The organism is Legionella qingyii (genome assembly GCF_003184185.1).
Genome location: NZ_QHJG01000004.1, coordinates 20,337 through 44,539, shown reverse-complemented (window position 1 = coordinate 44,539; position 24,203 = coordinate 20,337). Strand labels below are relative to the sequence as shown.

Genomic DNA, 24,203 nt, shown 5'->3' with positions numbered 1-24,203 from the left:
AATTAGTTTTTAGAAAAAAAAGAGGGTGCTTTTGTACTTAAATCATTCTCTTAATTTTGATTTTGATCATTTACTTTTTTTTTAACTATTTTTTTGCAGAAAATTAACACTATTGTTTTAATCTGTTTCTAAATACCCATAGTACAATTGAGCAATTCTTCACAATTCATCTCAAAGAGTTCTTTTATGGGAAAATCAAAAATTGGTCTCATAAAGCATGCTTTTTTTAATAATTCATTGAAAAAAAATAATCTTTCCTTTAAAGAGGATGAGTTTCATTTAGATCGATTAAATGATGAATTTTTATCGTTTCATCAAGTATTTATATCGAATAAATCATGTTGGACACAAGAAAGCGTTACTGTGCATTATTTGTATTTCTTGTGTGATTCGCTAATTTCTTATTATCAACTTGATTTTGTTGATTCTGATTTGAAAAAATTAAAACAATTTCGCAAAAAATTAGAGGCATTTTATAAAATAGACCTTGCACAAGAAAAGCGAAAATCAATTGATAATTTCTCGGAGTTCATGATAGAGGGATTGCAAACAAGCATTCTAGATCATCTGACATCATTTATTAGTATTTCCAAATTACGCCAAAATGTCGGTGCTTTAAACACCTGGCGTTCTCAATTCACCCACAGCCGCAGTCTAGCAAATTATGTAATTATTTATCTTCAGAAGAGTTCTGTTTCTGAATTGATTCAAGAAGTTAATACGGTTCTTGGTAATCAATACAGTTTTATCGATGGCATTAATTTTCTGAATAACTCACGCAAAGCCATTACTGATCTGGGTATTTTCCTCTATACATTCCGTTTTGTGATTAATTTAATCTTAGTGCTCAAACATATTCTCCAGTCCGCAATAAGTGAAGAATTATCGTCAAAGAAAGTACTGAAACAAGAAATGGAAAAACGTGGTTTTATCATGGCTAGTGATTTGGTTTGGGCTGGAGTAGGTTTGTTAACTACTTATAATAATTTTTTTCATATTGCTGGCTCTGCTGTTCCACTAATTATTGTTGCTAGCCTTACTTTCGACACATTATTGTTGTTAGCACAGTGGCTTTTTGAAGCCGGCCAATATCAGGATCATGTCCAGGAATTACAGACACAATTAAATGATGCAACAACCTTCGAACAAGCCGTCATTCAGCGCCAGATTGATGTACTAAATGATGAATGGGAAGCTCAATGCACCTATTTTGCAATTAACATAGTAGGAGCAAACCTAATTGCCACCTGTTTTGCAATCAGTATGGTATGTACCGGTCCACTTGCTTTAGCCGGAATTGCATTATTTAGTATGCTTGGTAATGCATTGTATAACACCGCGGAAGAATATAAAAAATACCAAAAATCATCTATTGCGGTACGACGTGAATTGGCAAATGGTAAAATCCTGGACGATGATCATCATCGCCAACTCTTAAAAAATCTCAACGATGAATGCAGCAAAAATTACCTCGAATTTTGGAACAACATGGCCTTTAATGTGGGGGGAATTGCATTTCTTATTACTGCGGCCGTTGCTTCTTGGCCAATTGCCTTGGGTGTAACGCTAATCTATGTGGGGTATCGATTAAATGATACCTATCAAAAACAACTTAATCCTAAAGAGGAAGCTGTTCAAGATATCTATCGTCTTTTAGAACTCGATTCGGAGCAATCAGAGGGAGTCTGTTTACAGTTTGCCTATAATTAATTCGACTCCTTCAGTTTCTTATCATGCATCCTGACTAATTTTAGATAGCTTTTTTGCTTAATCTCTTATTTATAAATTTATAGACAAAATTACTAAAAATTCACTCAAATATTTAATAATTGCTTAATGTGTGCGATTTATAATCATATGATGCTGGGGGTAAACCAATAAGAGTATCTTATATGAAAGATGGCAAAATAAAGCATAAGCAAAAGCAAGGAAGAGACCGGGTTGCTATAATCGAAGCGTTTTCACCTAATGCCGATCATGAAAGAGAAAAATTTTTAAGGGAGGAAGGTTACGCATTGGCTGACACGGCAAAAACTCAGAAAAAAATCTATCGCTGTGTGGCAATCAATAATGATGCAAAAGCTTTATTAAAAAAACGCGATGCCATCACCGCTCATTTACAGGAACAAATTCAGGCGATAGAGGAACGTCTACAAGAGCCCATGCCCAGAAGCGCGTGCATTCTCTTACTTGAGAATCGCAATAAACTGCTGAAGACTGCCATTGCAAACATAGGGCAGATTGAAACCGATCTTTCCGTTATTGAAGAGGATTTATACCCTAAACTTGACCCCAAAGAACATGGCGAAGTTTTTTCGAGAAATAAAAACGCGGTTGCCCAACTTTATGCCCGATTAAAACAACATACTTTCAATATTCAATTTAAATTGGGGCGAATTGATCCCATATTACGTGACTCAATTCAGTCCGATCTGGAGCTGTTGAAAAAATTTCTTGATGAAATCGAGTCAATTACACAGAAAACAGGCGAAATCTATGAACGTTTAAAAGGAGGACGAATTCCACCCGATTTATATGCCGCGATGGCCAATGAGGTCTATGAGATTAATAAGAAAAAATTTGATTTCGAACAAGTTTGTAAATTAATTGAAGACAAACTTGAAATATCAAAACTGGATGCGGAAATTAAGCAACAGGTCGAAGAGCTTGAGGCTCTCCATGAGAGGTTGTCTACTGTAAAGGGTATTATAGATACGGCCTATTATAGGACGAATAGAGGTCCGGTTGATTTAGCAACACAATTAAAATCAGTTGATTTTAGTTTTAATACAACTGATTATGAGGCAAAACTACTTATATCCTCCATGCAATGGGACGATGATCTGACTACTAGACAGGAAATTATAAAAGAGCGAAAAAATTTACTTGCTCAACTAGGTGAGAAAAAAAAATATATTGCTCAAGTTATAAGTGTCATTGTTAGTCATCAGCAAGTCATTAAAGGTTTAATTGGAAAAGATTTAGATTTTTGTGTCAAAAGAGCTTGCCTCTATGAGGCATTTACAAATGCCCCTCATGATTTTTACCAAAATTTTAATAATTATCAAAAAGCACTGGAATATGACTTTGACAAAGGAATAGATAATCAGCAGGCACAATGGTATTTACATAGACTCTTAACTTATACTTTGGGTTTCTCAACCGATGTTCCTGATAACTGTGTTATTGTTCGCCATGTGAGAAATGTAGGCAGTGATCTCAAGAAATTAAAAGTGCAATTTGAAAAAGATTTTCCTCTGTTAACAGTTAAAAGCGAATTTTTTAATTACAATGGTAAATCTTATTTTATCTCTGATTCCATTAGAAAAAATTTAGAGAATTATACTTCAGCACGAGCAAAAATAAGTGATGCGTTTAAGGATGACAATAAGTCGAGCGAGTATGTTGATTTTCATCATGAATTACAACTTATTAGAGAAAGTAAAACTGAAATTGAGCAGTATATTATTGCATATGAAGAAGAGCTAAAAATCAATAGACTGGATCTTTTAGATATAAAAAGGAAAACTTTCAAAATCACTTCTGAAATTTAATTTGCAGAATGATTCTTTAGAATATCAAGGAGAAACATATGTCTTGGATTTTCCAACTCAAATATTGGTTGAGCAATATAATCTCGCTCATAAACAATTATTTGAGGCATTGAGTGATAACGAATTTCCAGTAGATCCTATTTTATTTAAGAATAAAAAAGAACAGTTTGCTGCATTACAAAGAAATCAAATACAGATTATTGCTTTTCTTGAAGAGCAAAGAAAAAATAGGAAAGAGTTTTTAGATTTCAAAGAAAAGTTTAAAAATCACACTCCGTTTGTCTTAACGAACACTACTTCAAAGGAAAAAGCTCTATCTTTTGAGGGAGCTAATTATACTCTGAATTATTCTACCCAACATATGGTTGAGAGATATAATTACTTATATGAACGTTTAACTAAGTTCTTTAAAAACTATTCTTCGACTTCAAACCCGTTAATGATAAATGCAGAACTCTTACAGAAGATAACAAAACAGTTCATCCAACTAATAGAAAGTCAAAACGAAATTAAGAGTTTTGTTGAAAAGCAAAGAGAGCTAGACGATTTAAGAAACAGGTTTGCAGCCTTTTCCCCTCTTACTTTAACTTACGAAGGGAATTCTCTGGTGTATAAAGAGAAAACCTATCCTCTAAATGCTGCGATTGCAAAGCAAATTCAAGAATATAATCAAGCTTATGGAGAACTGGAGCAGGCTTTTAAGGGTGAGAATAGTACTCTGGACATAGAATCTATTAAAAAATTATTTAATAAGTTGCAACAAAAAGTAAAACCTTTTGACCAAATTGAGGAATTTGGCAAATTAACGAAGTTGCTTGAAAAACAAAGTGATCTTGTGAATAAGAGAAAAAGAATAGTACAGGAAATTATCGATAAAATTAAACTTGAAAGCTTGGGGGACGTTTCAAAGGATTCAGAAGAAGTTACTATCTTGAAAGGGTTATTGCAAGCATTTACACGGCATGATGCCGAAGTGACGCAATTAGTAGCAAAAATTGGCACTGCTAGAAATGATTTATGCCTGGATAACCTGAGTGATTCAAAAGAACAATTAAAAAAATTTGCAACTGCTAATCACGATAAAGCAGGTGATTTAATTAAAGATCTCCGTGAGGAGTTTAATGAAAACCTCCCTAAATTTTCTTCAAATAAGCGCCTTAACCAATTTATGGCGTGGATAGATAAACACATTCTTGCTCCTCTGTATGAGGCATATTATAAAGAAGAAAAACCGTATAAACCCGGATTTTTTGCTTCATCAATAGAAAGAAACCTTTTTGAATTTCGCAAGAATCTTTTTCCTGATCTGGAGAAATTCCAGAATGAGTTAAGCGAAGCCGCTAAAGCTGCTTCGGCAGCTTGATAAGAATAGTCTTATTTCCAGACCATGTTTTTTAACATCTTTTGCAATTATGGACTATCATTCAAACACTGCTAATAAAATAAGGAAATGAATATGTCACAAAATTCTATGGGTCAATTCTGCTGGAATGAATTAGCTACTGCGGATGTGAGCAAAGCGAAAGAGTTTTATAGCAAAGTACTAGGGTGGCAATTTAAAGAAATACACTCTGGTGAAATGACATACACTCTTATTCAAGCCAACGATAAAGAATTTGCAGGTATCTGGCAGATTCCTGCAAATCAACAAAATGAAATTTCACCTCATTGGATGGCTTATATTTTGGTGAGTCATGTTGCAGATACATTAGCAAAAGCCAAACAAAATGGAGCTGAAGAAATTAAAGGAGTTACTCCTGCTGGAGATATGGGACTTTTTGCGATTATTAAAGATCCTACTGGAGCTCATATTGCATTCTGGGAACCAAAATAAACGATTTCATTGATGCGTAGCCTGGGGTGGACAGCGCAGCGAAAGTCAGGGGATGTTATATATCATCAAGCCCAGTTCTGCTGCGCCGCACCTAGGCTACATTTTTTAAAATTGAGTCCAATCTTGCTCAGGTAAGTTATTTGCAGGCAATAGTTCATAAGTTTTGAAGACATCTCCGTCTTGAGATAAAAGAATGGCTATAGGTCTTGTTTTTTCAAAATGGGCAAAGATAATCATCATCATGACGGTGATGGGTACGGAGAGGAACATCCCTAATACTCCCCATATTGCACCCCAAACTGCTAAGGCAATTAAGATAACTAATGGGCTTAAATTCAATGAATTACTTAAGAAACGTGGTTCAATCAAATTTCCTACTATAAATTGTATGATTCCTAAACCCAGAATGATTTCAGTAAAAGGAATCCAACTGGCAAATTGAACCAAGGCCAAAGTGGCTGGAAAAGCAATCGCAATAATGGCGCCAATATTGGGAATAAAATTGAGAAAAAAGATAAGAAGTGCCCAAAATTCTGCAAAATCCAATTTCACCCATTTCATAATTATCCAGCTGGAAAGAGCAGTAATAATACTTAAAATGGATTTAATTCCCAGATAAGTCTGCATATTGTTTGCGATATGACTAATGATGTTGTTAACTAAAAGACGGCTTTCCAAAGAGGGAAAAAGCGCATCAATTTTTTTTAGAAAAAAATGTTGTTCGACAAATAAAAAGGCAACATACAATAAAATAAGTACAGTTGAACTAGTAAGCGTTGTGAATACCCCATAAACGCTCGTGAAAATCGTTTGAAAATTGAGACCTTTGAGCATGTTATTCATACTCGCTAATATTTGAATGTGAAATTTTTGATCAATATTGCTAAAAATTGTTAATAAGTTTTCTTGATAGCGATTGGATGCAGCGATGACATTAGTGACATTATTGGTAATGATATTTATAAAAATTAAAAGAGATACTCCAAGTATTGCAAAGGCACAAATCATGCTGAGCCAATTAGGTATCGCTGGTATGCGTTGAATAATGTTACTTATCGTATTAAGAAGAAACCAAATAAAAACCGCAATCACCAAAGGAATCAACACATGGCTTCCTATTACCAGAAAGTAACCAACTATCCATATGATAATTAATCCGGATGTAAATAGAATGGTGCGATTCATAGGCTAACTCCTAAGCAATGAGTTGGCTGAGCAGATAAGCCTTGGAGCATAATACACTTCCTTTTGAACTTTTTGATTCATATCAATAATATTAGCATTGATTGATTAGGAGAAGAATTGAAAAACTAACAGGATAGAATTTATTTTTTGGAAATGAATTTGGAGTTTATTTGTGAGTAAGCTACATGGAATATAACCTGGGATGGGTTCTCCCAGGTTATAAGAAATTCCTTATTTTAGCAACTTAGGATACAGCCGCATGGAAGATCTTCAGGACTTTGAATAACTTCTTCGGTGAGAGCACCTTTTGTGTTAACCCAATTGGAACTCATACCCTGTTTCAAGCCAAGTTCGTTTTTCTCTATTGTAAAATATGACTCAATCCCAAAATACTCTTCCAGAAACGCGTTAATGTATGCTTTGAGCTTATTGAATGCTCCAGTTTGTGCCATTAAGGTTGGTTCCCAACTATAGATAGCTGAGCGACATTCCTCGGCCATTTCTTTAACCCGATTTTTATATGCTAGAATTCGTATCCCTTTCTCAAGATCACTGTCAAATTTATCTAGTGTTGACTGTAATTGAGCTTTAAGTTGTTGAACCGCATTGAGAACATCGTTAGGAAGCGTTTTTTTACCTTCTTTTGCTTCATAGTCTAACTGATTAATTAACTTTTTAACTGAAGTATAAATTGGGGGTCTTTGTTTAACCACCTCTCCAAGATCAGCTGCTGTATCTTTAAAAAACTTCACAAACGCCATTTTATTTCAACCTCGCTCTCATTATAAAAATTCAAGCTTTCTCTAAAAAGTAGAGAAGGCAAGCGCATCTTAGCACAACTAGATCATAAAATAATAGCGAAGATCATAAATAGATCATATTGGTATTATTTTGTCTATGTAAAATATTTAATCGATCGCCTCTGGCTTCCTCATTTTGCTCGATTAGTGTTCAGAAGCATAACGATAAACAAATAAAATTCCATACTGTTCTAATTCTTCTTTGTAGCGATTAAATTCATCCATGGTTGTAATAAACGAATCAACAACAATATTGATGCCTTGCTCTGCGAGTTTTAATTTTTACGCAAACAATGCTAAAGTTCGTTTGTCATTTAATAAACAGAGTGGTCTTAATGTTAAAAGAATATTTACGAAAGGGGATTAATTTTCAAAGGACTCAAGAGACATTAAATGCAGCAGCAGAATTGGTAGAACAGGCAGATGCAGAGGGAAAACATTCTGCTCCTGATGTAGCGCAACAAATGAAAAAAAAGGTTCAGAACATTATTTCTGAGTACACAGGAATTCATAAAGCATCTTCATTATGGGCTGACAAGCAAACAAAATTAATGCAGGATTTAAGGCAATCTACGGTCGTAGAACAATCTAAATCAGATGAAATTGAAATGCCGCGCTTAATTTGAATTTTTGATAAAAATGATGGGTTATCATCATATATAAGGAGAACGATATGTCAAATAATAGCTCAATTCGACCTGAAAATATATTACCTGATGGCGTTGATAATGCATCCATCAATGGCAAAATCGTAAGAAAAGGTACAATTGCTGCTTTTTTAGCAAATGCAGAGATTCTTGAAAAACAAAACAGTACAGATATACAAAAACAAGAAGCAGTTAGGACAATGAAAGAGTTAGCCCCAGCAGTAGTTGCTACAGGGTTACACCAATATGTAGTTTTTAAAAATAAAGAAATTGAGCAAATTCTTATAGATGCTGAATAATAAGTATCAATCGATAGAAAAGTAAAATTTGAGGAAGTCTTATATTCCAGTAATATCGCCTATACTATGTATTGAATTTGTTCATTTACCATTAATCTTATGAACTTACCAAACTATCAGAGCCTTGTTTGGGCCCATCAGCTCGTTCAGGATTGGTTTATCCAGAAAGTGGGAAAGCCCACTGAACCACAAGAGCAAGGATGGCCATTCATTTTGGCAGGAAATGATACCCTCATTTCCTCGCCGACTGGCTCAGGAAAAACCCTTGCTGCATTTTTAGCGTGTTTGGATGGTTTGGTGCGGAAAGCCATATCGGGAAATTTACAGGATATGACTGAAGTCTTGTATGTTTCACCGCTCAAAGCACTCAGCAATGATGTGCAAAAAAATTTACTCATACCATTGCTGGAAATTACTGAATTAGCTAAAGAACGCGGTATATACCTGCCAGAAATTCGCATCGCGGTGAGAACAGGGGACACACCCGCCAGTGAGCGACAAAAGATGCTCAAGCAACCACCACATATTCTAATCACCACTCCTGAGTCTTTTTATATTTTATTAACTGCTGGAAAAAGCCGTATCAATTTAGCAAGAATCCATACAGTGATTGTTGATGAAATTCATGCCCTGGCAAACAACAAACGAGGTTCGCATCTGGCTTTATCTTTGGAACGTTTAGAAGCACTCACTCTAAAACCATTTATTCGCATTGGATTATCTGCGACACAAAAACCTTTGGAAAAGGTAGCGCATTTTTTAACGGGTGCTAAGAAAACCAGAGTGAAATTGGTCAATATAGGACATGAACGCCAATTGGATTTGCAGGTTGTGGTGCCAGAAAGTGAATTATCTGCCGTTGCTTCCAATGAGATGTGGGATGAAATCTACGAAAAAATTGCTATTTATGCCCGAGAGCATCGTTCTACTTTGGTATTTGTTAATACCCGAAAATTGGCGGAACGGGTTGCCCATCATTTAGAGCAACGTTTAGGGGAGCATAAAGTTTTAGCTCATCATGGCAGTTTATCGCGAAAATTAAGACTCGAAGCAGAAACAAAATTAAAAAATGGCGCGCTACAAGTATTAGTCGCTACAGCTTCTTTGGAGTTAGGTATCGATATAGGAAGTATTGATCTGGTTTGCCAAATTGGTTCGCCACGCGCTATTGCCACCGCATTACAACGAATAGGGAGAGCTGGGCACTGGCATGCTGCGATTTCCAAGGGACGTATTTTTGCAACTACCCGCGATGAGTTATTAGAGTGTGCGGCACTGGTCTATGCAATACGCCAAGGGGATTTGGATCAGTTAATTATTCCCCATGAGCCGCTTGATATTTTGGCACAACAAATTGTGGCTGCATGTGCTACTCAGGATTGGGAAGAGAAATCGCTCTTTAACTATTTTAAAAACGCTTATCCTTATCATCATTTAACATGGGACAAGTTTGATGAAATTCTTAGGATGTTATCCGAAGGAATCGCCGGTACACGAGGACGCTACGGTGCCTATATTCATAGAGATCAGGTAAATCATATGATCAAAGCACGGCGTGGCAGCCGTCTTGCAGCAATTACCAGTGGTGGCGCTATTCCAGACAATGGATTATTTACCGTTATTGCGATGCCCGATAATGCCATGGTAGGAACTTTGGATGAAGATTTTGCGGTAGAAAGCAATCGAGGTGACATTTTTTTACTAGGAACCAACTCCTGGAAAATACTTCGCATTGAAAATGGACGCGTACTTGTGGAAGATGCACATGGTGCGCCGCCAAGCGTACCTTTTTGGCTAGGAGAAGCACCGGCACGTAGCATTGAGTTATCACTACAGGTTTCGCTGATGCGCGAAAAAATAAGTGAATTGTTGCCAGAAAAAAGTCCACAACTTGTTGATATAAAACACTATCCTGAAATAAAGGCCGCGATTGAATGGTTAATCAATCATTGTGGACTGGATGGTTCTGCTGCAGAGCAGTTGCTGGAATATGTTCGATTAGGTCGACAAATTTTGGGAGCCGTCCCGACGCAAAAAACAGTGATTGCAGAGCGTTTCTTTGATGAAAGTGGCGGGATGCAACTGATTATTCATGCACCTTTTGGTGCGCGTATCAATAAAGCATGGGGATTGGCTCTTCGCAAGAAGTTTTGTCGATCATTTAATTTTGAATTACAAGCTGCAGCAACCGATAATGGGTTAAATATTTCTTTGGCAGAACAACATAGTTTTCCTTTATCTGATGTGTTTCACTTTTTGCATACCAACACACTAAAAGAGGTTGTGACGCAAGCAGTATTGCAATCCCCTTTACTCGGTGTGCGATTTCGCGCAGTAGCCTCACGCTCCTTATCCTTATTACGTTTTCGTGGCGGTAAAAAAATTCCTCCCAATATTCAGCGTATGTTGGCAGATGATTTATTGGCTGCGGTTTTTCCAGATGCGGCGGCATGTCAGGATAATTTGGGTGGACGTGATGTCATCTTGCCCGAACATCCACTCATTGAAGAGACTATGAAAGATATTCTAATGGAGGCTCTAGATATTGAGGGATTTGCCCAAGTGATCCAGGCAATTGAATCCAAGAATATTACATGTCTTGCAGTCGATACTCCGGTTCCTTCCGTATTTTCCCATGAAATTTTAAATGCTAATCCCTATGCATTTTTAGATGATGCTCCTTTAGAGGAGCGACGCTCTCGCGCAGTTGAAATGCGGCGTGTACTCCCGGAAGCACTTTTGGAGGAGGTGGGTAAACTGGATCCTAAAGCAATTACAGAGGTGCAAGAACACGCTTGGCCAGATATTCGCTCTGCAGATGAATTACACGATGTTTTGCAAACGGTGATTGTTTTTCCGGAAACAATTCAATTGTCTGAGTATCAATCTACTTTGCCTGCATGGAAACACTATTTTGTTGAGTTACAGCAGGAAGGAAGGGCCACATTAGCTTCAGTTGTAGGCAAAAATTATTATGTGCCAGCTGAAAAGAAGAAGACATTTCATTGCATTTTCCCGCAAGCAACATTTGCCAACGAACTTGCTGATATTGAGGATGAACCAGGATCACAAGATGAGAGCATCCTGAACGCCCTACGTGGTTGGCTTTTACATACAGGTCCAATCACCCAAAAAGTACTCAGTGACTGTTTACAACTTTCCTCTTTGGATGTGACGCATGCTTTATTAAAATTGGAAGCCAGTGGGTATGTATTGCGCGGGAGTTTTCGTGCAGAGCATACCGGTGAAGTCGAGTGGTGTGAACGTCGTTTACTGGCACGTATCCATCGCTATACTACAGAATCCTTGCGCAAACAGATCAAACCGGTTACCCGGGCGCAATTTATGGCCTGGTTACTTAAATGGCAACATGTGGCAAAAGGGAATCAGCTGCGCGGTGAGAGTGGGCTTCTGGAGGTTATTAGACAACTACAGGGTTTTGAGCTCGCTGCAAATGCATGGGAGTCTGAGATCTTCCCTGCACGCGTACACGACTATGATCTGTTGATGCTCGATAAGCTGTGTATGAGTGGCCTTGTAGGTTGGGGACGTATGTCTCCTCATCCTTCTGTAGCTGTTAGTGAAGAAGAAACAACAAAATCAAGGCGTTTAGCACCCACGCGAAATGCACCAATTACATTTTTTGTCCGAGAAGAAGCCGATTGGATTCCACCTCATGAACTTGTGGATAATATTGAAGAGGTGGATAGTTTAAGTCATCCTGCTCGTAATATTTATCAATTCCTAAAAAAATATGGTGCCTCATTCTATGCAGACATTGTTCGCGGTACGGGGAATCTAAAAGTTGAAGTAGAAAATGGCCTATGGGAGTTAGTTGCAGTAGGTATGGTCACGGCGGATAGTTTTGATAATGTACGTACTCTTATTAGTACAAAACGCAAATATAGTGGCCGACATCGACGAAGACCACTATTTCCACTTAGTACTGGGCGTTGGTCTTTGTTGCATGTTCATGCACAAGCTGATTATGAAAAGCGTGTGGAAGCAGCATGTTGGATGCTGTTGAAACGCTATGGCGTAGTATTCCGTGATTTGCTCGTGCGCGAGAAAAATATTCCTCGTTGGCGCGATTTATTGATTTTTTTTCGACGCCTTGAATTACGTGGTGAGGTGCGCGGAGGTCGTTTTGTTGACGGATTTTTAGGTGAACAATTTGCATTACCTTATGCTGTGGATTCCTTACGGGCTATGCGAAATGAGGAACTTGATGAGGTACCACAAACTATCTCATCTGTGGATCCTCTGAATTTAATAGGAATTGTGTTGCCAGGTGAGCGGGTTTCTGCAGCGATAAAATCAGAGATACAGTTAGTTTCGGGTCAAGTTTCTTCACCGGTGTAGATATCCCCCTAACCGGCAGCTTCTCCCCTTGGGGGAGAAGGGATATAAAAATTTTCCTTCTTTAGGGAGAGGAGCAGGGGTGAGGGTTTACAGAAACGTTTCAAGACTTAATATTACTGCTGCGTACGAATTCGACGCCATGTTCCAAGAGTTCCTCTTTGATTTTTTTAAAAGCCTTTTCATTTAGGGGTAGGGTAGCATCTTCAATTAAATAACATTTGAATCCTTCTTGAAGTGCATCTTTTATAGAGAAATACACACAAATATCGGCACATAAACCACAGAAATAGAGTTCTTTGGCCCCTTTTGCCTGGAGATAACCCGCTAAGCCGATGTTTGTTTTATGAGCGCTATCATAAAAGGCGCTATAACTGTCGATGTCAGGATCCATCGCCTTGCGAAAAATAGCTGCTATAGGCCTTGTTTCAAGCTGGGGATAAAATTCTGCGCCCCAGGTTCCCTGAACACAATGGTCTGGCCATAGTATTTGTTCTATTCCATGCAGCATAATTTTTTCAAAAGGCTTTTTTCCAGGATGGTTGGATGCAAAACTTTTATGTTTTTTTGGATGCCAATCTTGAGTAGCAACAATTAAATCAAATTTGGGGGTAATTTGATTAATGATGGGGACAATAGAATCTCCTTGAGGCACCGCTAAGGAGCCTCCTGGCATAAAATCATTTTGTACATCGATAATAATTAATGTCTTCATCAGATAGGATTTGTTTTTATATCATTAATTAATGCGTTGCGTTTTGTCTTAAGCTGGTTGCTTAATCCAACCTGATAGATATTGGGCTTATCAAGCCGCTTGTATTCATCAGGAAGTTGACTTAAGCGCATTCTACTGAATTCTGCAATTTCGTTCAGTGTTTTCGATGGGATTAATTGTTTGCCATGCTCCATGACTTTTTGCAGCAATGGTTCTTGCTGATCTGGAGTGATAGGCAATAGTTTTTCAGATGCAAAAGGAGCATAAACCCCATCTAAATTCTTCTCATCCATAAGCCCGATAACATCGGCGCCTAAAAAAGTATTTTGGTGTAACAATCTGAACACTTGTTTTTTATAAGGCAGGGTGATTTTACTTGTTGACTCAGAAAGTTTAAGTCTCGGTTTTCCCTCTGCAAAAGCCAGTTTATATACTCCATCTAAAGCAGCATCAGGGGCGCCAATAACTAAATTGGTTCCCACACCAAAAATGTCAATTGGCGCTTTTTGTTCACGTAGCATTTTTATTCTGATTTCATCTAATTGATTGGAGGCAATAATCTTCACGTAATGCAGACCAGCGTCATCCAGCATTTGACGTGATTTTTTTGCCAACTCGCCTAAATCCCCACTATCCAAGCGGATTGCTTGCAACCGATGGCCGCGTTGCTCCATCTCTTTACCTATGCGAATTGCATTGGGTACCCCACTTTCCAATGTACTGTATGTATCTACGAGAAGGGTACAGTTATCAGGCCATATTTCGGCAAAATCACGAAAAGCCGTTAATTCATTGTCATAACTTTGGATAAATGAATGAGCCATAGTTCCCGAAATAGGGATATGATAATCACGTCCGGCACATACATTGCTTGTGGCATCAAATCCTCCAACAATCGCTGCACGGCTAGCATAATATCCCCCTGGCCCTTGGGCTCTGCGTAATCCAAAATCCACAAGGGTACAATCACCAGCGACATGGCGGATTCTGCTCGCTTTTGTGGCAATAAGTGTTTGAAAATTAAGTAAGTTCAATAGAATGGTTTCAATCAGTTGTGCTTCAATCATATTGGCTTCAATGGTGACTACAGGACAAGTAGGGAACACCAAATCACCTTCAGAGGGAGCATAAACAGTTCCATTGAAACGAAAATTGTTCAAATACTCAAGAAACTTCGGATGCATTCCTTTATTTCGTAAAAAATCGATATCTTGTTCACTGAAATGATAGTTTTCTAATATTTCCAATAAATCTGCTAGGCCTGCGAAGATGGCATATCCCGAGCCGAAAGGAAGTTTTCTGAAAAAATAATCAAAGATGGTCGTATTATTTTTGTGACCTTTTAAAAAATAAACTTGAGCCATGGTCAGTTGATATAGATCGGTATAACTTCCGGTAAAATCAAACATTTTGAATAAGTATCCTTCTTGCCGCAATAAAGTCTATGTAATGGTAGAAGCTGATTATATTGCCATAATAATATCCTTCCAGGAATTATTGATTGAGAATAATTAGCAATTTGTCGCAATAAGTTTAGGGAATTATTGACAAGACTTAGGAATAAGCTGAATTTTTTTGAAGTATATCCTTAAAAAGCTCTGTAATAAAAAACGTCATATTGCTATAGATCTAAAATAAATATTTTGTTATATATTTAATTAAAATGTCAATAATTTGAGATACTTGTTGGTTTAGTACAGCTTTTTTCTACACTTATTAAGTAGTCTCTTAATCATTACTCAATAAAAGACATGGAGTAAAAGAATGAAAGTCTGCGAGTTAAAACTACGGATTGGCGAACTTAAAAGTAATATTGAATTATTAAAATATCCCAAAGAAATTATTGAATTCGTCTCAAGACGAACTGAGATGGTCGCGTTACTCGAGGATGAGGGAGATGTTCATCCTGGCATAATGCTTCCTGTAAAAGAACTCATTAATCAATTTTGGCACTGGGTTGTTGGTAATGTACCTTATGACGAATGGAACAATGGTGCTGATGTTAGGCCTTGGCTTTTTTTTCAACAGTCATTGGTGAAAGCAAATGTGTTAGAAGCTGATTTCCATCATTCTATTTTGTATGAAGAATTAAAAAATAATTTTGATCATTTGGCTGGAAATCGATTAATGATAACCGAGCTTATGCCTTTATTTATTCGTGCGAGTCGAATGTTAGGTTATAAAGAGCGCTCAGAAAATGACTATCCTCTCCTAAGACTGAATGCAGGGACAACTTCAGAAAAACCACAAGTGATCGTAAAAATGAAAGATGTACTGTTTTTGCTGAGAACACTTTATTATTTAATTTATAAATATTGCACTGTGGAGCAACTTACTTTAATCCCGTTTCTGATTCATTTTCGCTCCCATACAACAGATGAAGAGCGACGTTCTGAGTTGGCAATTTTTAATTGGTTAACCCAAAATACAGATGAATGCATCAAATTTTTCAATACACATAATCAATACATTGATACCCGCTCAATTAAGTTCCTTGAGGATTTGCGGAAGGTAACTCATTTAATTCCTACTCTACGCGTCGATTTTCTAAGCGCTACGGACCAAAGTCGTTGGATTTATCCCTTTATTCAGCAAGTCAGGTTTAATCCTGGCGATACAGAAGATGAGCTAATAGAAAAGACATTTCATTTATTAGAACTGGATTTTGCAACTCGAAAAGAGAAATCCCTTGCAGCGGGTTTAAGTTTTGCTTCCGAAGTAAACAGACAAGCACGAATATTAACAAGCCAGGAAGCAAGCGTAGTTTATTTAGCAACTTGTTTATTTTGTTTGGAGGAATATAAAAAAAATCGTCAAAAGGATTCTCGTGACAAATATTCTTTATGGTCGTTTTCCGCAGAGACAAGATGTCAAGCAGCTGAAAAAAGAAAGTTAGCGATTCTTGGCAAACCCGTTAAGTTCGGTTTTTTTGAAAGCCTGGCCATAAATCAAGGGCAGTTGAAAAAAGTAGTTGATTTTCTTGACGACAATCAAGCTTTAGATTCGGAAGAATATACTTCTTACCTATCTAAATAACTTCCATGTTCATTTAATACATCTGTTTTATATAAAAATTATTCCAGTTGAAATTTGCTTTTCCAAATTGCGTAACATATATTTAGTATTAGCTTAGGTATCTTAAAATCAATTTTAAGTTATTAAGAAAAGGAGTTCTTATGCGTGTCATCAATAAATTTTCCCTAGCAACAATGCTAGGTATTTTAGCCGTGTCACCCAGTATCTACTCTGCAGATACACCCGATATTTCTGGCTCATATAAATGCTCGTACCATGATCCGTTCACTACTCCCAATGACGGTACTGAAACCGTAGTGTTCAAAAAAAATGGAGATGTGTATAAAATTTCAGGAATCCCTACAGGAAGTGTATTTCCATATTACATTGGTAAAGGCATATTTAATAAAAATGTCAATAATGCGATTGGCTACATATTTTGGCAACCAAAATCACCAACTGTAACCACAATTCAAATTTTCACAATTAAGCCTGATGGTTCTTTGGATGGTGTTTTTGCAGAAAGTAATAAGGATAAAGGTGGTACTGAAACATGTACTAAATCAGTCCAATAGTAGATTTATTCGCATAAAGGTGAGAAAAGGAATTTATTATGAAAACTGTAATTAAAAGTATTTATTTAGTCGCCGCATTATCCCTACCTACTCTAACAGCTTATGCAGATGACTCGAGTACAAGTGCTGCTGGTACTTCAACTTCTCCTGCTTCGAACAGTAGTGATACTTCAACAAGTAAGGCTAGTACTTCTTCTTTTATAGGGGATTATCAATGCCAACGTGTTGATTCTGCCAATAATACTGTTGCTTATCCTCTTACAGTATCCAAAACTGGCGATACCTATACTTTAGAATGGGATAATAGTAATGGAGAGCCAGTTCTTTACGGTACAGGCGTTATGCATCCAAATCAAACTAATGTTGTTGCTTCCTCATTTTGGGATCCAAGAAAACCGGAAGTGATTGGTATTCAAATGATAGAAATTAAACCAGATGGTTCGTTACAATCCAACTGGGTTTTACAATCAGACAATCAACTTGGATCAGAGACTTGTACTAAAAGTAAATAATTAATAATCTAAAAGCATAAAGGGCTACCTTGAGTGTAGCCCTTTTCATTAATAAATTTCTCAATTAATTCTGCTCATAACTGATTTCTCATTTTGTAAAAAATTATAGCAAGCGGTTCTTTGAGAAAGTAACGCGATAGATATTTATTTTTTTTCCAGCATGCGCTTTCTACTGCAGGGGAACAGAATACCTTAAGCCCCAATTTTTGAGCCACTAGAATGGCTCTGGGTGCATGAAAAGGTTCAGTTACTAAAATAATGGATTTTAATTGCTTCGCTTGCAATAACCTTTTAGAAAAAAGAAGATTTTCATAAGTGGAAGTTGATTCGGGCTCAAGCAGGATGTCTTCGGTAGGTACACCTAAAGATAAAGCAATTTTTTTCATAGTTCGCGCTTCATTTGCGCCATCTTCAATATCTGTACCACCTGAGAAAAGAAGTTTTGGGGCAAGGTTAGCCTTATATAAATCAACTGCATGTTTTACGCGAGCCACGAGGCAAAGGTTGTACGAATTATTGCGATAGGCTTTGGCTCCAAGTACTAAAATAACATCGGCCTGCCTTTTTTCGTCTTTTTCGGCATTTTTTGTAACATACATCGCCACAAAAGAATAAAGAGCAATAGCTGTGATCAAGAAAAAAAAACATGTTCGCCTGAAAAATTTCATGAAGTTCTCTAAATAATTGATGTTATTTTTATGCGAGAAAATTTTATCAGATCATTTTATGAAGGCGGAACAAAATGAACATGCTGTAGGTGAAAATTGTATAGCACAATTCTGTAAATGGGCCAATTTTGGCCCAATCTTAAGAAAATTATTTAATAATCAATAGTGTTGATGGTATCGTGGGTAGGGTGCACCGTTTTCCACTACAATATAATCTCTTGGCGGCGTCCAACGATGAGTATTTCTCCATCTTGAATGATGATGGTGATGGCGGAAATTCTTGAATCGTGGATAATAATCATGTGTATGATAAAAAGCGAAGGACGTAGTGGAAAATAAAGTAGCCGCGCCTAACATCCCGCACAGCAATAATTTTTTGATCATCATTTCTTATATTCCCCTCTTTAATTGTTATCTGATGACTAGTCTAAATAATAAATGTAACAGGGATATAACAAGATGTTCTGTAATTGTAACAAAGTTGTTACAAAAGGAGCATAAGTAAAATAGCCTGGTGCAGAGCGGTATAGCCAGTATAGTTGCAGGGTTCCGCTGCGCTGCCTGTAAGCTACTTTGGTTATAAATCTTTTCAGACAGTTAGATGGCTTTTGTTTTTTTGTGATTCAATATCTTCAACTACTTCAGTTAAATCAACTACCTCACTCGGAATATCAGGCACGGTACCTCGTGCTATTAATTTTGATAGTAAAATAGAGGCGCAAGGACTAAAACATCCCATGACTATCACAGTGACTGGTATTGTAGCAAGAAACGTTAGAGTTGTTGAATGGGGTACTCCACTTGCCCGTAGAATGAAATAAATACCAAAATGTACTCCAGTGCCTAAAGCCACCATCGCGAGAGTGATGGCTTTTTTATAACAACAATCCTCTTCAATGGCGGAGGAGCGTTCATCAATCAGCTTTTTTCGTTTTTTTATGTTGGCCAAATAAATTTTCCCATGTTTATTCACGAGATCCTGTACTAAGGGATTAATATACTGATTTTCTAGATCTAGGGGTAACGTTGTATTTTTATATAAAGTAAAAAAAAGATGAGGATTTGATTTCTCAATTTCCTTTGCTGCCAGGGTGGCTAGTTTGGGTATTTGTTGCACTATTCTTGGCATTATTAAACCTTATTTTCAGAAAATATAATTATATATTAATAAGTTATTCTATCATTTCTTTGTACAAAGATATTAAAAGATATGATGTTTTTTGACAAAATTACTTAACCTAATACGATTAATGTGTATTATTAGATTTTGTATATTGCAACGCGCATGATGTGGATTGAGGGATAAATGAGGGATTTTTTTCATGGTATGGGTTATATGCTACGAGGTATTCGTCATCTTTCTACTCATGGATTAAGACGTTTTATCCTATTGCCTTTAGCAATTAATTTTATTATGTTTTCCGGCTTGTTTTATCTTATCTACCACTATTTGTTGCCCTATGTTTACCATTATCTTGATAAGTTACCTTCCTGGTTAAGTTTTTTTAGCAGTATTTTTTTTGTTATATTTATTCTCAGTTTTTTCTTAATGTTTCTATCTTTATTTACGGTTTTTTTCAATTTAATTGCAGCACCTCTAAATGGCCTGCTAGCAGAAAAAACACAAAATCTGCTTTTTGGAAGCATCATTCCCCCTTCAACATTTTATGAAGTCATAGTTCGTAGTGTAAAACGTCAATGTGAATTTCTTGGCTATTTCTTACCACGCTTTTTAATTATAGGTATTTTATTTTTTGTACCATTTCTACAGCCTGTTTATCCTTTTTTGTGGTTTATTTTTAATGCTTGGATTCTAAGTATTCAATACCAAGATTTTGCTATGGACAATAACCTTGTTAGCTTCAAAGAAATGCGTAGAAAAATTGCTCGTAATAAAATGTGTTCACTTGGATTGGGTTTTTCTATAAATCTAGCCAGTTTTATCCCCATCTTAAATATATTGGCCATGCCTGCAGCGGTGATAGCAAGCACCATTCTCTACTGTGAACGCAATAAAACAGGACTTACGAAAAAAACTCAATCTCTTCGTTAAAAAATGTTTTTAATTCGATCATTTAGTTTATCTAAACTCTCTCATTAAAAACATTTTTTGCTTCGATTTTTTTAGGGGCGTAAGTCCTGTAAAAATTTGCTTCAACCTCCAAAATCCTAGCCTGGGCGTAGCACAGCGAAACCCGGGTGTAATCAGTTGGATTCCCGGGTTATGGCGTTAATAAGACAGAATTAATAAGCCTGAACTACAATTTTTCCTACCGCTTTTCCTGATTCTAATAATGTATGAGCTTTATCAATGTTCTCGAAATAAAAAAGATGCGGGTCAATGAGCGGTTTTAAATAACCTTCATCTGCTAGCATCGCGATCTCTTTTAGAATCTTGCCATGCCGTTCACGTTGTATGTTACGTAATAATGGCAATAGCATAAACACTGCATGTAAACTGGCCGATTTAGTATGTAAAGGTGAAAGATCATGGTTGGAGGCTGCCTGAATGCTGATTACGTTTCCATACATGGCAACAGCAGCTAATGATTTGTCGAGATTTTCTCCACCGATGGTATCAAATACTATGTCAAAACCCTTACCATTGGTTAGTCGGTTGACATAATCTTCAACTGATTCAACCCGATAATTAATTGTCTCTTTGGCTCCAAGTGATTTCGCTATATCTGCTTTATCTGAAGAAGATACAGTGGTGTATACTTCAGCGCCAGCCCATTTGGCGAGCTGAATCGCAATATGTCCAACTCCTCCTGTACCAGCATGAATTAATACTTTTTGTCCAGAATTAATTTTAACTTTTTCAAATAATGCTTCCCAGGCTGTGATTGATACTAGAGGTAAGGCAGCGGCTTCAACCATACTCAAGGTATGGGGTTTTTTCGCAATTAACTGGGCATCAGCAAGCATAAATTCAGCTAACGCACCTGATTCATTAAGAAAACCACCAGCACATCCATAGACTTCATCACCGACAGCAAACTCAGTAACGTCTTCACCAACTTGTTCAACGATACCAGCTACATCACTATGTAAAATTGCAGGAAAAGGAGGGGAAATATGGCTGTTTTTTCCAGAGCGAACTTTACAGTCTACAGGATTTACGCTAGTTGCCACAACTCGAATCAGCACATAGCCGGGTTTAATTTGGGGATTGGGGTGCTCAATCATTTCAAAGACTGAAGGGTCACCAAAAGATGATATAGCTTGTGCTTTCATAGCGTCCTCCTAACTTGATGCACCAGGCGTTTTATTAAAAATTGAAGAGAGCAAAAATCTATCTTCATTAATCCAAAATAACATTCTAAGAAAATCACAGAACATTTTCCAGCAACAGATAGCCATTTGATAAGTTTTTCGGGTATTAACTCTGATTTTATGTCAATGTGGCAGGACAATCTGTTCCATTGTGCAGGAGCACTAGTGTTAAAGAATTAATTAGGGCTTTGGTGCATGAAGCAGAGGTATTGAACTGAGGAAAATATTAGAGGCTGTTGACAATTCTCTTTGCCCGCTTAGGTGCCGCGGTGGATTGTCAACAGCCCCTCGTTATTTTTCTTTTTTATTTTTTCTAAGAGGAAATTGTAAAATGTGGGCAGTGCTGCTTCCAATACGGGTTGGTAGGGGCCTGATTGGTCTTCTCCTTGCTCATGAAGTCCTTTGCGACCTTGATGAATTTTGAGGCATATTTCTTCATCTTCTTGCGCAGTTTCTAAATAAGCCGCTTGTGCTGCTGCGCACAAGCTTGGATTAGAAAGCCAAATATCTTTCGGATGAAAAAACTCTACAATATTGATGCATTGTTCAATACTTATTGGAGAAACAGTACTTATGACTAACATATAGGGATAATATTCAATCATGATGTTTGGGTAATAGGCCATCCATACAGCTCCATACCTGGGTAGCTCGTTTTTTGCTTGCGCCAATAATTCGTATTGGTAGGTTTTAAAATTGGCAGAACCTGATTTGGTTAAATCAGATTGGATACCTACATACTGGATGGAGTAGGTATCATCAAGCGTCCATTCAAGTTCTCGTACGTCGACTAATTTTCTCAATCCATTATGGAAAAAAGGTATATGGTAATCATCTAAAAATACTTCCATGAATATTTTCCAGTTAAAGGAATGGCATTGATGTCTTGATTGAGCGAATACATAATCAGAGAAATCCAATACGGTATATGCTTTAGTGTCGATTGTATCTCCTTCTATTTTATTGTTTCCTCTAAACAGAAGTCCATTCCACTCACTTACGTAGTCTTTTTTTAAATTAAGACAGGGTATTTGTTCAAATTGTGGTGCATGAATTAATTCACCCTGGATATTGTATGACCAACTATGAATTGGGCAGCGAATTCTTTTTATATTTCCTGAATCGGATAACAGAAGCGCCTGTCGATGCCGACAAATATTAGAGAGCAGGCTAATCCCATCTTGGTGATGAATCAGCATCTCAGTATTATTACTTCGTTTCAAAACATAATAATCATTTAAGTTAGGAACCATAAGCTGATGTCCAACATATTGGGGGCTTTGCTTAAAAATATATTCTTTTTCAAGTTGATAGATCGATGGATCAAAAAACCAATGAACTGGAATAGGCTGATACTGATTCATAATAGAATAGCTCCTATACCTGATTTGTTGAGATACCTTTAGTTTCTAACTAAATTGTTTTTATAGTATTTTGTACTCTTAAAATTATAGACTGATCTAAAATGGATTTTTTAGATTTATCCTAAATTTAAATGATTTTTATGCTTGATAACAATCTATAAAAAGTCATTTTAAATTAGGAACTCCCATAACACTGTTTTGGGAGTTCTGTAGGAAATTTAGAATATCCATAAGTTGCAAAAGATTGGACCTCCTTCAACTGATGAGGCATAAGCACACAGAATAACAAAACGTTAAGGTAGCATTCTCTTTACATACTCATTCTGTTGTTATCCATTTCAACATCTTGATCATAACTCTCAAAACATTCTTCTTTTGTTTCTTGAGGTAACGATTGATAAAAAAAACTTGCCCCAGACTGGCTTACCAAAATAGAACTTTGATTCTCTTGAGGTATAGAGGGGGAAGTTGCAGGGAATTGTGTTTTTGTGGTAATGGGTTTCTTCGATAAATAGTGTATTTGTTCTTCCAAATGTTGAATTATTTGATGATCACTTTGTTGGGGGGCTTTGATCATTTGTAATGTTTTAATGGCTTGTTTATATGTTGCAATGGTATCTCTTACACGTTGATTTTGAACCTGGGATTTAGCGAGTGCTAAAAGCTGCATTGCCATATTACGATAAGCACCATCACCAGGTGTTTCATTGATTAAAACTGGGCTAAATGGGTGTTTATCAGCTGATAAGGAGAGTTGGCTTAACATGCTTTCTATACTGTGATCAATTTGTTGAACTTCATGAATTGATATTGTTTCAAACTGTTCGAAAAGGGCTTGTTCTTGTTTTGCAAATTGTCCTTCACCCAGTAGATGTTCATGATTAGCAAATCTGGATGAAGCAATATATGAAGCAGTTGAGAGTTTCTTTTCATAATGACTATGAAATTGCTTGAAATTAACAACTGGGTCACCGATATTTTGTTCCTCAAAGGTTTTTTCTTTAATACAGCCGAATGCTTTTATGGCATTAGCCATTGCCTCATCCCCTGCGGGTTGATTTAACGATTCATAACACGCATCGGCTAAATCAATATACAACTCGGTTAATTTTCTATAACTTTTATCATTGAGAGGAGTTTGCAGAAGTTGTTTAATAGCATCCAGATAACATTGAGCTGATTTTTCATATTCGGAGCTATTAAAATAAACGATAGCCAGATCATGATAAGCATCGGAAAGTTCATGAAAATCGTTTAATGTTTTATTAACAATGAGTAAAAATAAATTAATCCCTTGTAGGTATTTATCAATTACAGTTTTTTTTGTAATAACTTCACGATCCAGATATTTGGCATTTGTAATTTTTAACTTAGCTTGTTTTCTATATTCTTCATCCATA

The 24,203-nt window shown here is 36.7% G+C and carries 21 protein-coding genes; 11 read left to right on the top strand and 10 right to left on the bottom strand.

The features are described from left to right. Window positions 1-186 precede the first annotated feature (186 nt). The 4 genes from DGG96_RS03345 (at window position 187) to DGG96_RS03330 (ending at window position 5,388) form a co-directional block, all read left to right on the top strand. A complete protein-coding gene (locus DGG96_RS03345) occupies window positions 187-1,710 on the top strand; it encodes a hypothetical protein (protein ID WP_110141177.1) in 1,524 nt (507 codons plus the stop codon). Between the two features lie 182 nt (window positions 1,711-1,892). After that, the gene (locus DGG96_RS03340) at window positions 1,893-3,554 is read left to right on the top strand and encodes a hypothetical protein (RefSeq protein ID WP_110141178.1); all 1,662 of its coding nucleotides are present in this window, start codon (window positions 1,893-1,895) and stop codon (window positions 3,552-3,554) included. Window position 3,555: 1 nt separating this feature from the next. Beyond that, window positions 3,556-4,917, top strand: coding sequence for a hypothetical protein (locus DGG96_RS03335; protein WP_110141179.1), 1,362 nt, complete (start codon window positions 3,556-3,558; stop codon window positions 4,915-4,917). A gap of 93 nt (window positions 4,918-5,010) precedes the next feature. Then, complete coding sequence (locus DGG96_RS03330) at window positions 5,011-5,388, top strand: VOC family protein (protein WP_110141180.1); 378 nt, start codon at window positions 5,011-5,013, stop codon at window positions 5,386-5,388. A 105-nt stretch (window positions 5,389-5,493) separates the two neighbouring features. Here DGG96_RS03330 and DGG96_RS03325 read toward each other — a convergent pair whose 3' ends face one another. Together DGG96_RS03325 and DGG96_RS03320 are read right to left on the bottom strand one after the other, a co-directional pair. Continuing rightward, the gene (locus DGG96_RS03325; protein ID WP_110141181.1) at window positions 5,494-6,573 is read right to left on the bottom strand and encodes an AI-2E family transporter; all 1,080 of its coding nucleotides are present in this window, start codon (window positions 6,571-6,573) and stop codon (window positions 5,494-5,496) included. A 236-nt stretch (window positions 6,574-6,809) separates the two neighbouring features. Continuing rightward, on the bottom strand, window positions 6,810-7,334 hold the full coding sequence (locus DGG96_RS03320) for a hypothetical protein (RefSeq protein ID WP_110141182.1): 525 nt from the start codon (window positions 7,332-7,334) through the stop codon (window positions 6,810-6,812). Between the two features lie 374 nt (window positions 7,335-7,708). On the opposite strand from DGG96_RS03320, the gene DGG96_RS03315 reads away from it, so the two are divergent. The 3 genes from DGG96_RS03315 to DGG96_RS03305 all read left to right on the top strand — a co-directional run bounded on the left by DGG96_RS03315 (window position 7,709) and on the right by DGG96_RS03305 (window position 12,681). Continuing rightward, window positions 7,709-7,999 (top strand): hypothetical protein, encoded by a 291-nt coding sequence (locus tag DGG96_RS03315; RefSeq protein ID WP_110141183.1) that lies wholly within the window; start codon window positions 7,709-7,711, stop codon window positions 7,997-7,999. Between the two features lie 47 nt (window positions 8,000-8,046). Continuing rightward, window positions 8,047-8,319: a hypothetical protein gene (locus DGG96_RS03310; protein WP_110141184.1), complete on the top strand. Its 273-nt coding sequence runs from the start codon at window positions 8,047-8,049 to the stop codon at window positions 8,317-8,319. 99 nt (window positions 8,320-8,418) lie between these two features. Further along, on the top strand, window positions 8,419-12,681 hold the full coding sequence (locus DGG96_RS03305) for a DEAD/DEAH box helicase (protein WP_110141185.1): 4,263 nt from the start codon (window positions 8,419-8,421) through the stop codon (window positions 12,679-12,681). Window positions 12,682-12,781: 100 nt separating this feature from the next. Here the strand turns inward: DGG96_RS03305 and pncA are convergent, their stop codons facing one another. Next, window positions 12,782-13,393, bottom strand: a complete 612-nt coding sequence (gene pncA, locus DGG96_RS03300) for a bifunctional nicotinamidase/pyrazinamidase (RefSeq protein WP_110141186.1) — start codon at window positions 13,391-13,393, stop codon at window positions 12,782-12,784. Then, on the bottom strand, window positions 13,393-14,802 hold the full coding sequence (locus DGG96_RS03295; RefSeq protein ID WP_110141187.1) for a nicotinate phosphoribosyltransferase: 1,410 nt from the start codon (window positions 14,800-14,802) through the stop codon (window positions 13,393-13,395). The genes pncA and DGG96_RS03295 overlap by 1 nt, the downstream gene beginning before the upstream one ends. A 355-nt stretch (window positions 14,803-15,157) precedes the next feature. Between DGG96_RS03295 and DGG96_RS03290 the strand changes: the two genes are divergently transcribed. The 3 genes from DGG96_RS03290 to DGG96_RS03280 all read left to right on the top strand — a co-directional run bounded on the left by DGG96_RS03290 (window position 15,158) and on the right by DGG96_RS03280 (window position 17,495). Continuing rightward, complete coding sequence (locus DGG96_RS03290) at window positions 15,158-16,429, top strand: hypothetical protein (protein WP_110141188.1); 1,272 nt, start codon at window positions 15,158-15,160, stop codon at window positions 16,427-16,429. A 140-nt stretch (window positions 16,430-16,569) separates the two neighbouring features. Beyond that, window positions 16,570-16,983 carry a hypothetical protein gene (locus tag DGG96_RS03285; RefSeq protein WP_110141189.1) on the top strand — a complete coding sequence of 138 codons (414 nt, stop codon included), beginning with the start codon at window positions 16,570-16,572 and terminating at the stop codon, window positions 16,981-16,983. Between the two features lie 38 nt (window positions 16,984-17,021). After that, on the top strand, window positions 17,022-17,495 hold the full coding sequence (locus DGG96_RS03280) for a hypothetical protein (RefSeq protein WP_110141190.1): 474 nt from the start codon (window positions 17,022-17,024) through the stop codon (window positions 17,493-17,495). A 74-nt stretch (window positions 17,496-17,569) separates the two neighbouring features. Here the strand turns inward: DGG96_RS03280 and DGG96_RS03275 are convergent, their stop codons facing one another. The 3 genes from DGG96_RS03275 to DGG96_RS03265 form a co-directional block, all read right to left on the bottom strand. Next, window positions 17,570-18,163 (bottom strand): YdcF family protein, encoded by a 594-nt coding sequence (locus DGG96_RS03275; RefSeq protein ID WP_110141191.1) that lies wholly within the window; start codon window positions 18,161-18,163, stop codon window positions 17,570-17,572. A gap of 159 nt (window positions 18,164-18,322) precedes the next feature. Next, window positions 18,323-18,550: a hypothetical protein gene (locus tag DGG96_RS03270; protein ID WP_233590454.1), complete on the bottom strand. Its 228-nt coding sequence runs from the start codon at window positions 18,548-18,550 to the stop codon at window positions 18,323-18,325. A gap of 202 nt (window positions 18,551-18,752) precedes the next feature. Then, a complete protein-coding gene (locus tag DGG96_RS03265; RefSeq protein ID WP_110141192.1) occupies window positions 18,753-19,292 on the bottom strand; it encodes a hypothetical protein in 540 nt (179 codons plus the stop codon). A 177-nt stretch (window positions 19,293-19,469) separates the two neighbouring features. Here DGG96_RS03265 and cysZ point away from each other — a divergent pair, with 177 nt between their 5' ends. Next, window positions 19,470-20,216 carry a sulfate transporter CysZ gene (gene cysZ / locus DGG96_RS03260; protein WP_110141193.1) on the top strand — a complete coding sequence of 249 codons (747 nt, stop codon included), beginning with the start codon at window positions 19,470-19,472 and terminating at the stop codon, window positions 20,214-20,216. Window positions 20,217-20,407: 191 nt separating this feature from the next. On the opposite strand, the gene DGG96_RS03255 is transcribed toward cysZ, so the two are convergent. The 3 genes from DGG96_RS03255 to DGG96_RS03245 all read right to left on the bottom strand — a co-directional run bounded on the left by DGG96_RS03255 (window position 20,408) and on the right by DGG96_RS03245 (window position 24,202). Continuing rightward, a complete protein-coding gene (locus DGG96_RS03255; RefSeq protein WP_110141194.1) occupies window positions 20,408-21,400 on the bottom strand; it encodes a zinc-dependent alcohol dehydrogenase family protein in 993 nt (330 codons plus the stop codon). A 296-nt stretch (window positions 21,401-21,696) separates the two neighbouring features. After that, the gene (locus DGG96_RS03250; RefSeq protein ID WP_233590455.1) at window positions 21,697-22,803 is read right to left on the bottom strand and encodes an aromatic ring-hydroxylating oxygenase subunit alpha; all 1,107 of its coding nucleotides are present in this window, start codon (window positions 22,801-22,803) and stop codon (window positions 21,697-21,699) included. A 310-nt stretch (window positions 22,804-23,113) separates the two neighbouring features. Beyond that, window positions 23,114-24,202, bottom strand: a complete 1,089-nt coding sequence (locus DGG96_RS03245; RefSeq protein ID WP_233590456.1) for a hypothetical protein — start codon at window positions 24,200-24,202, stop codon at window positions 23,114-23,116. Between the last annotated feature and the right edge of the window lies 1 nt (window position 24,203).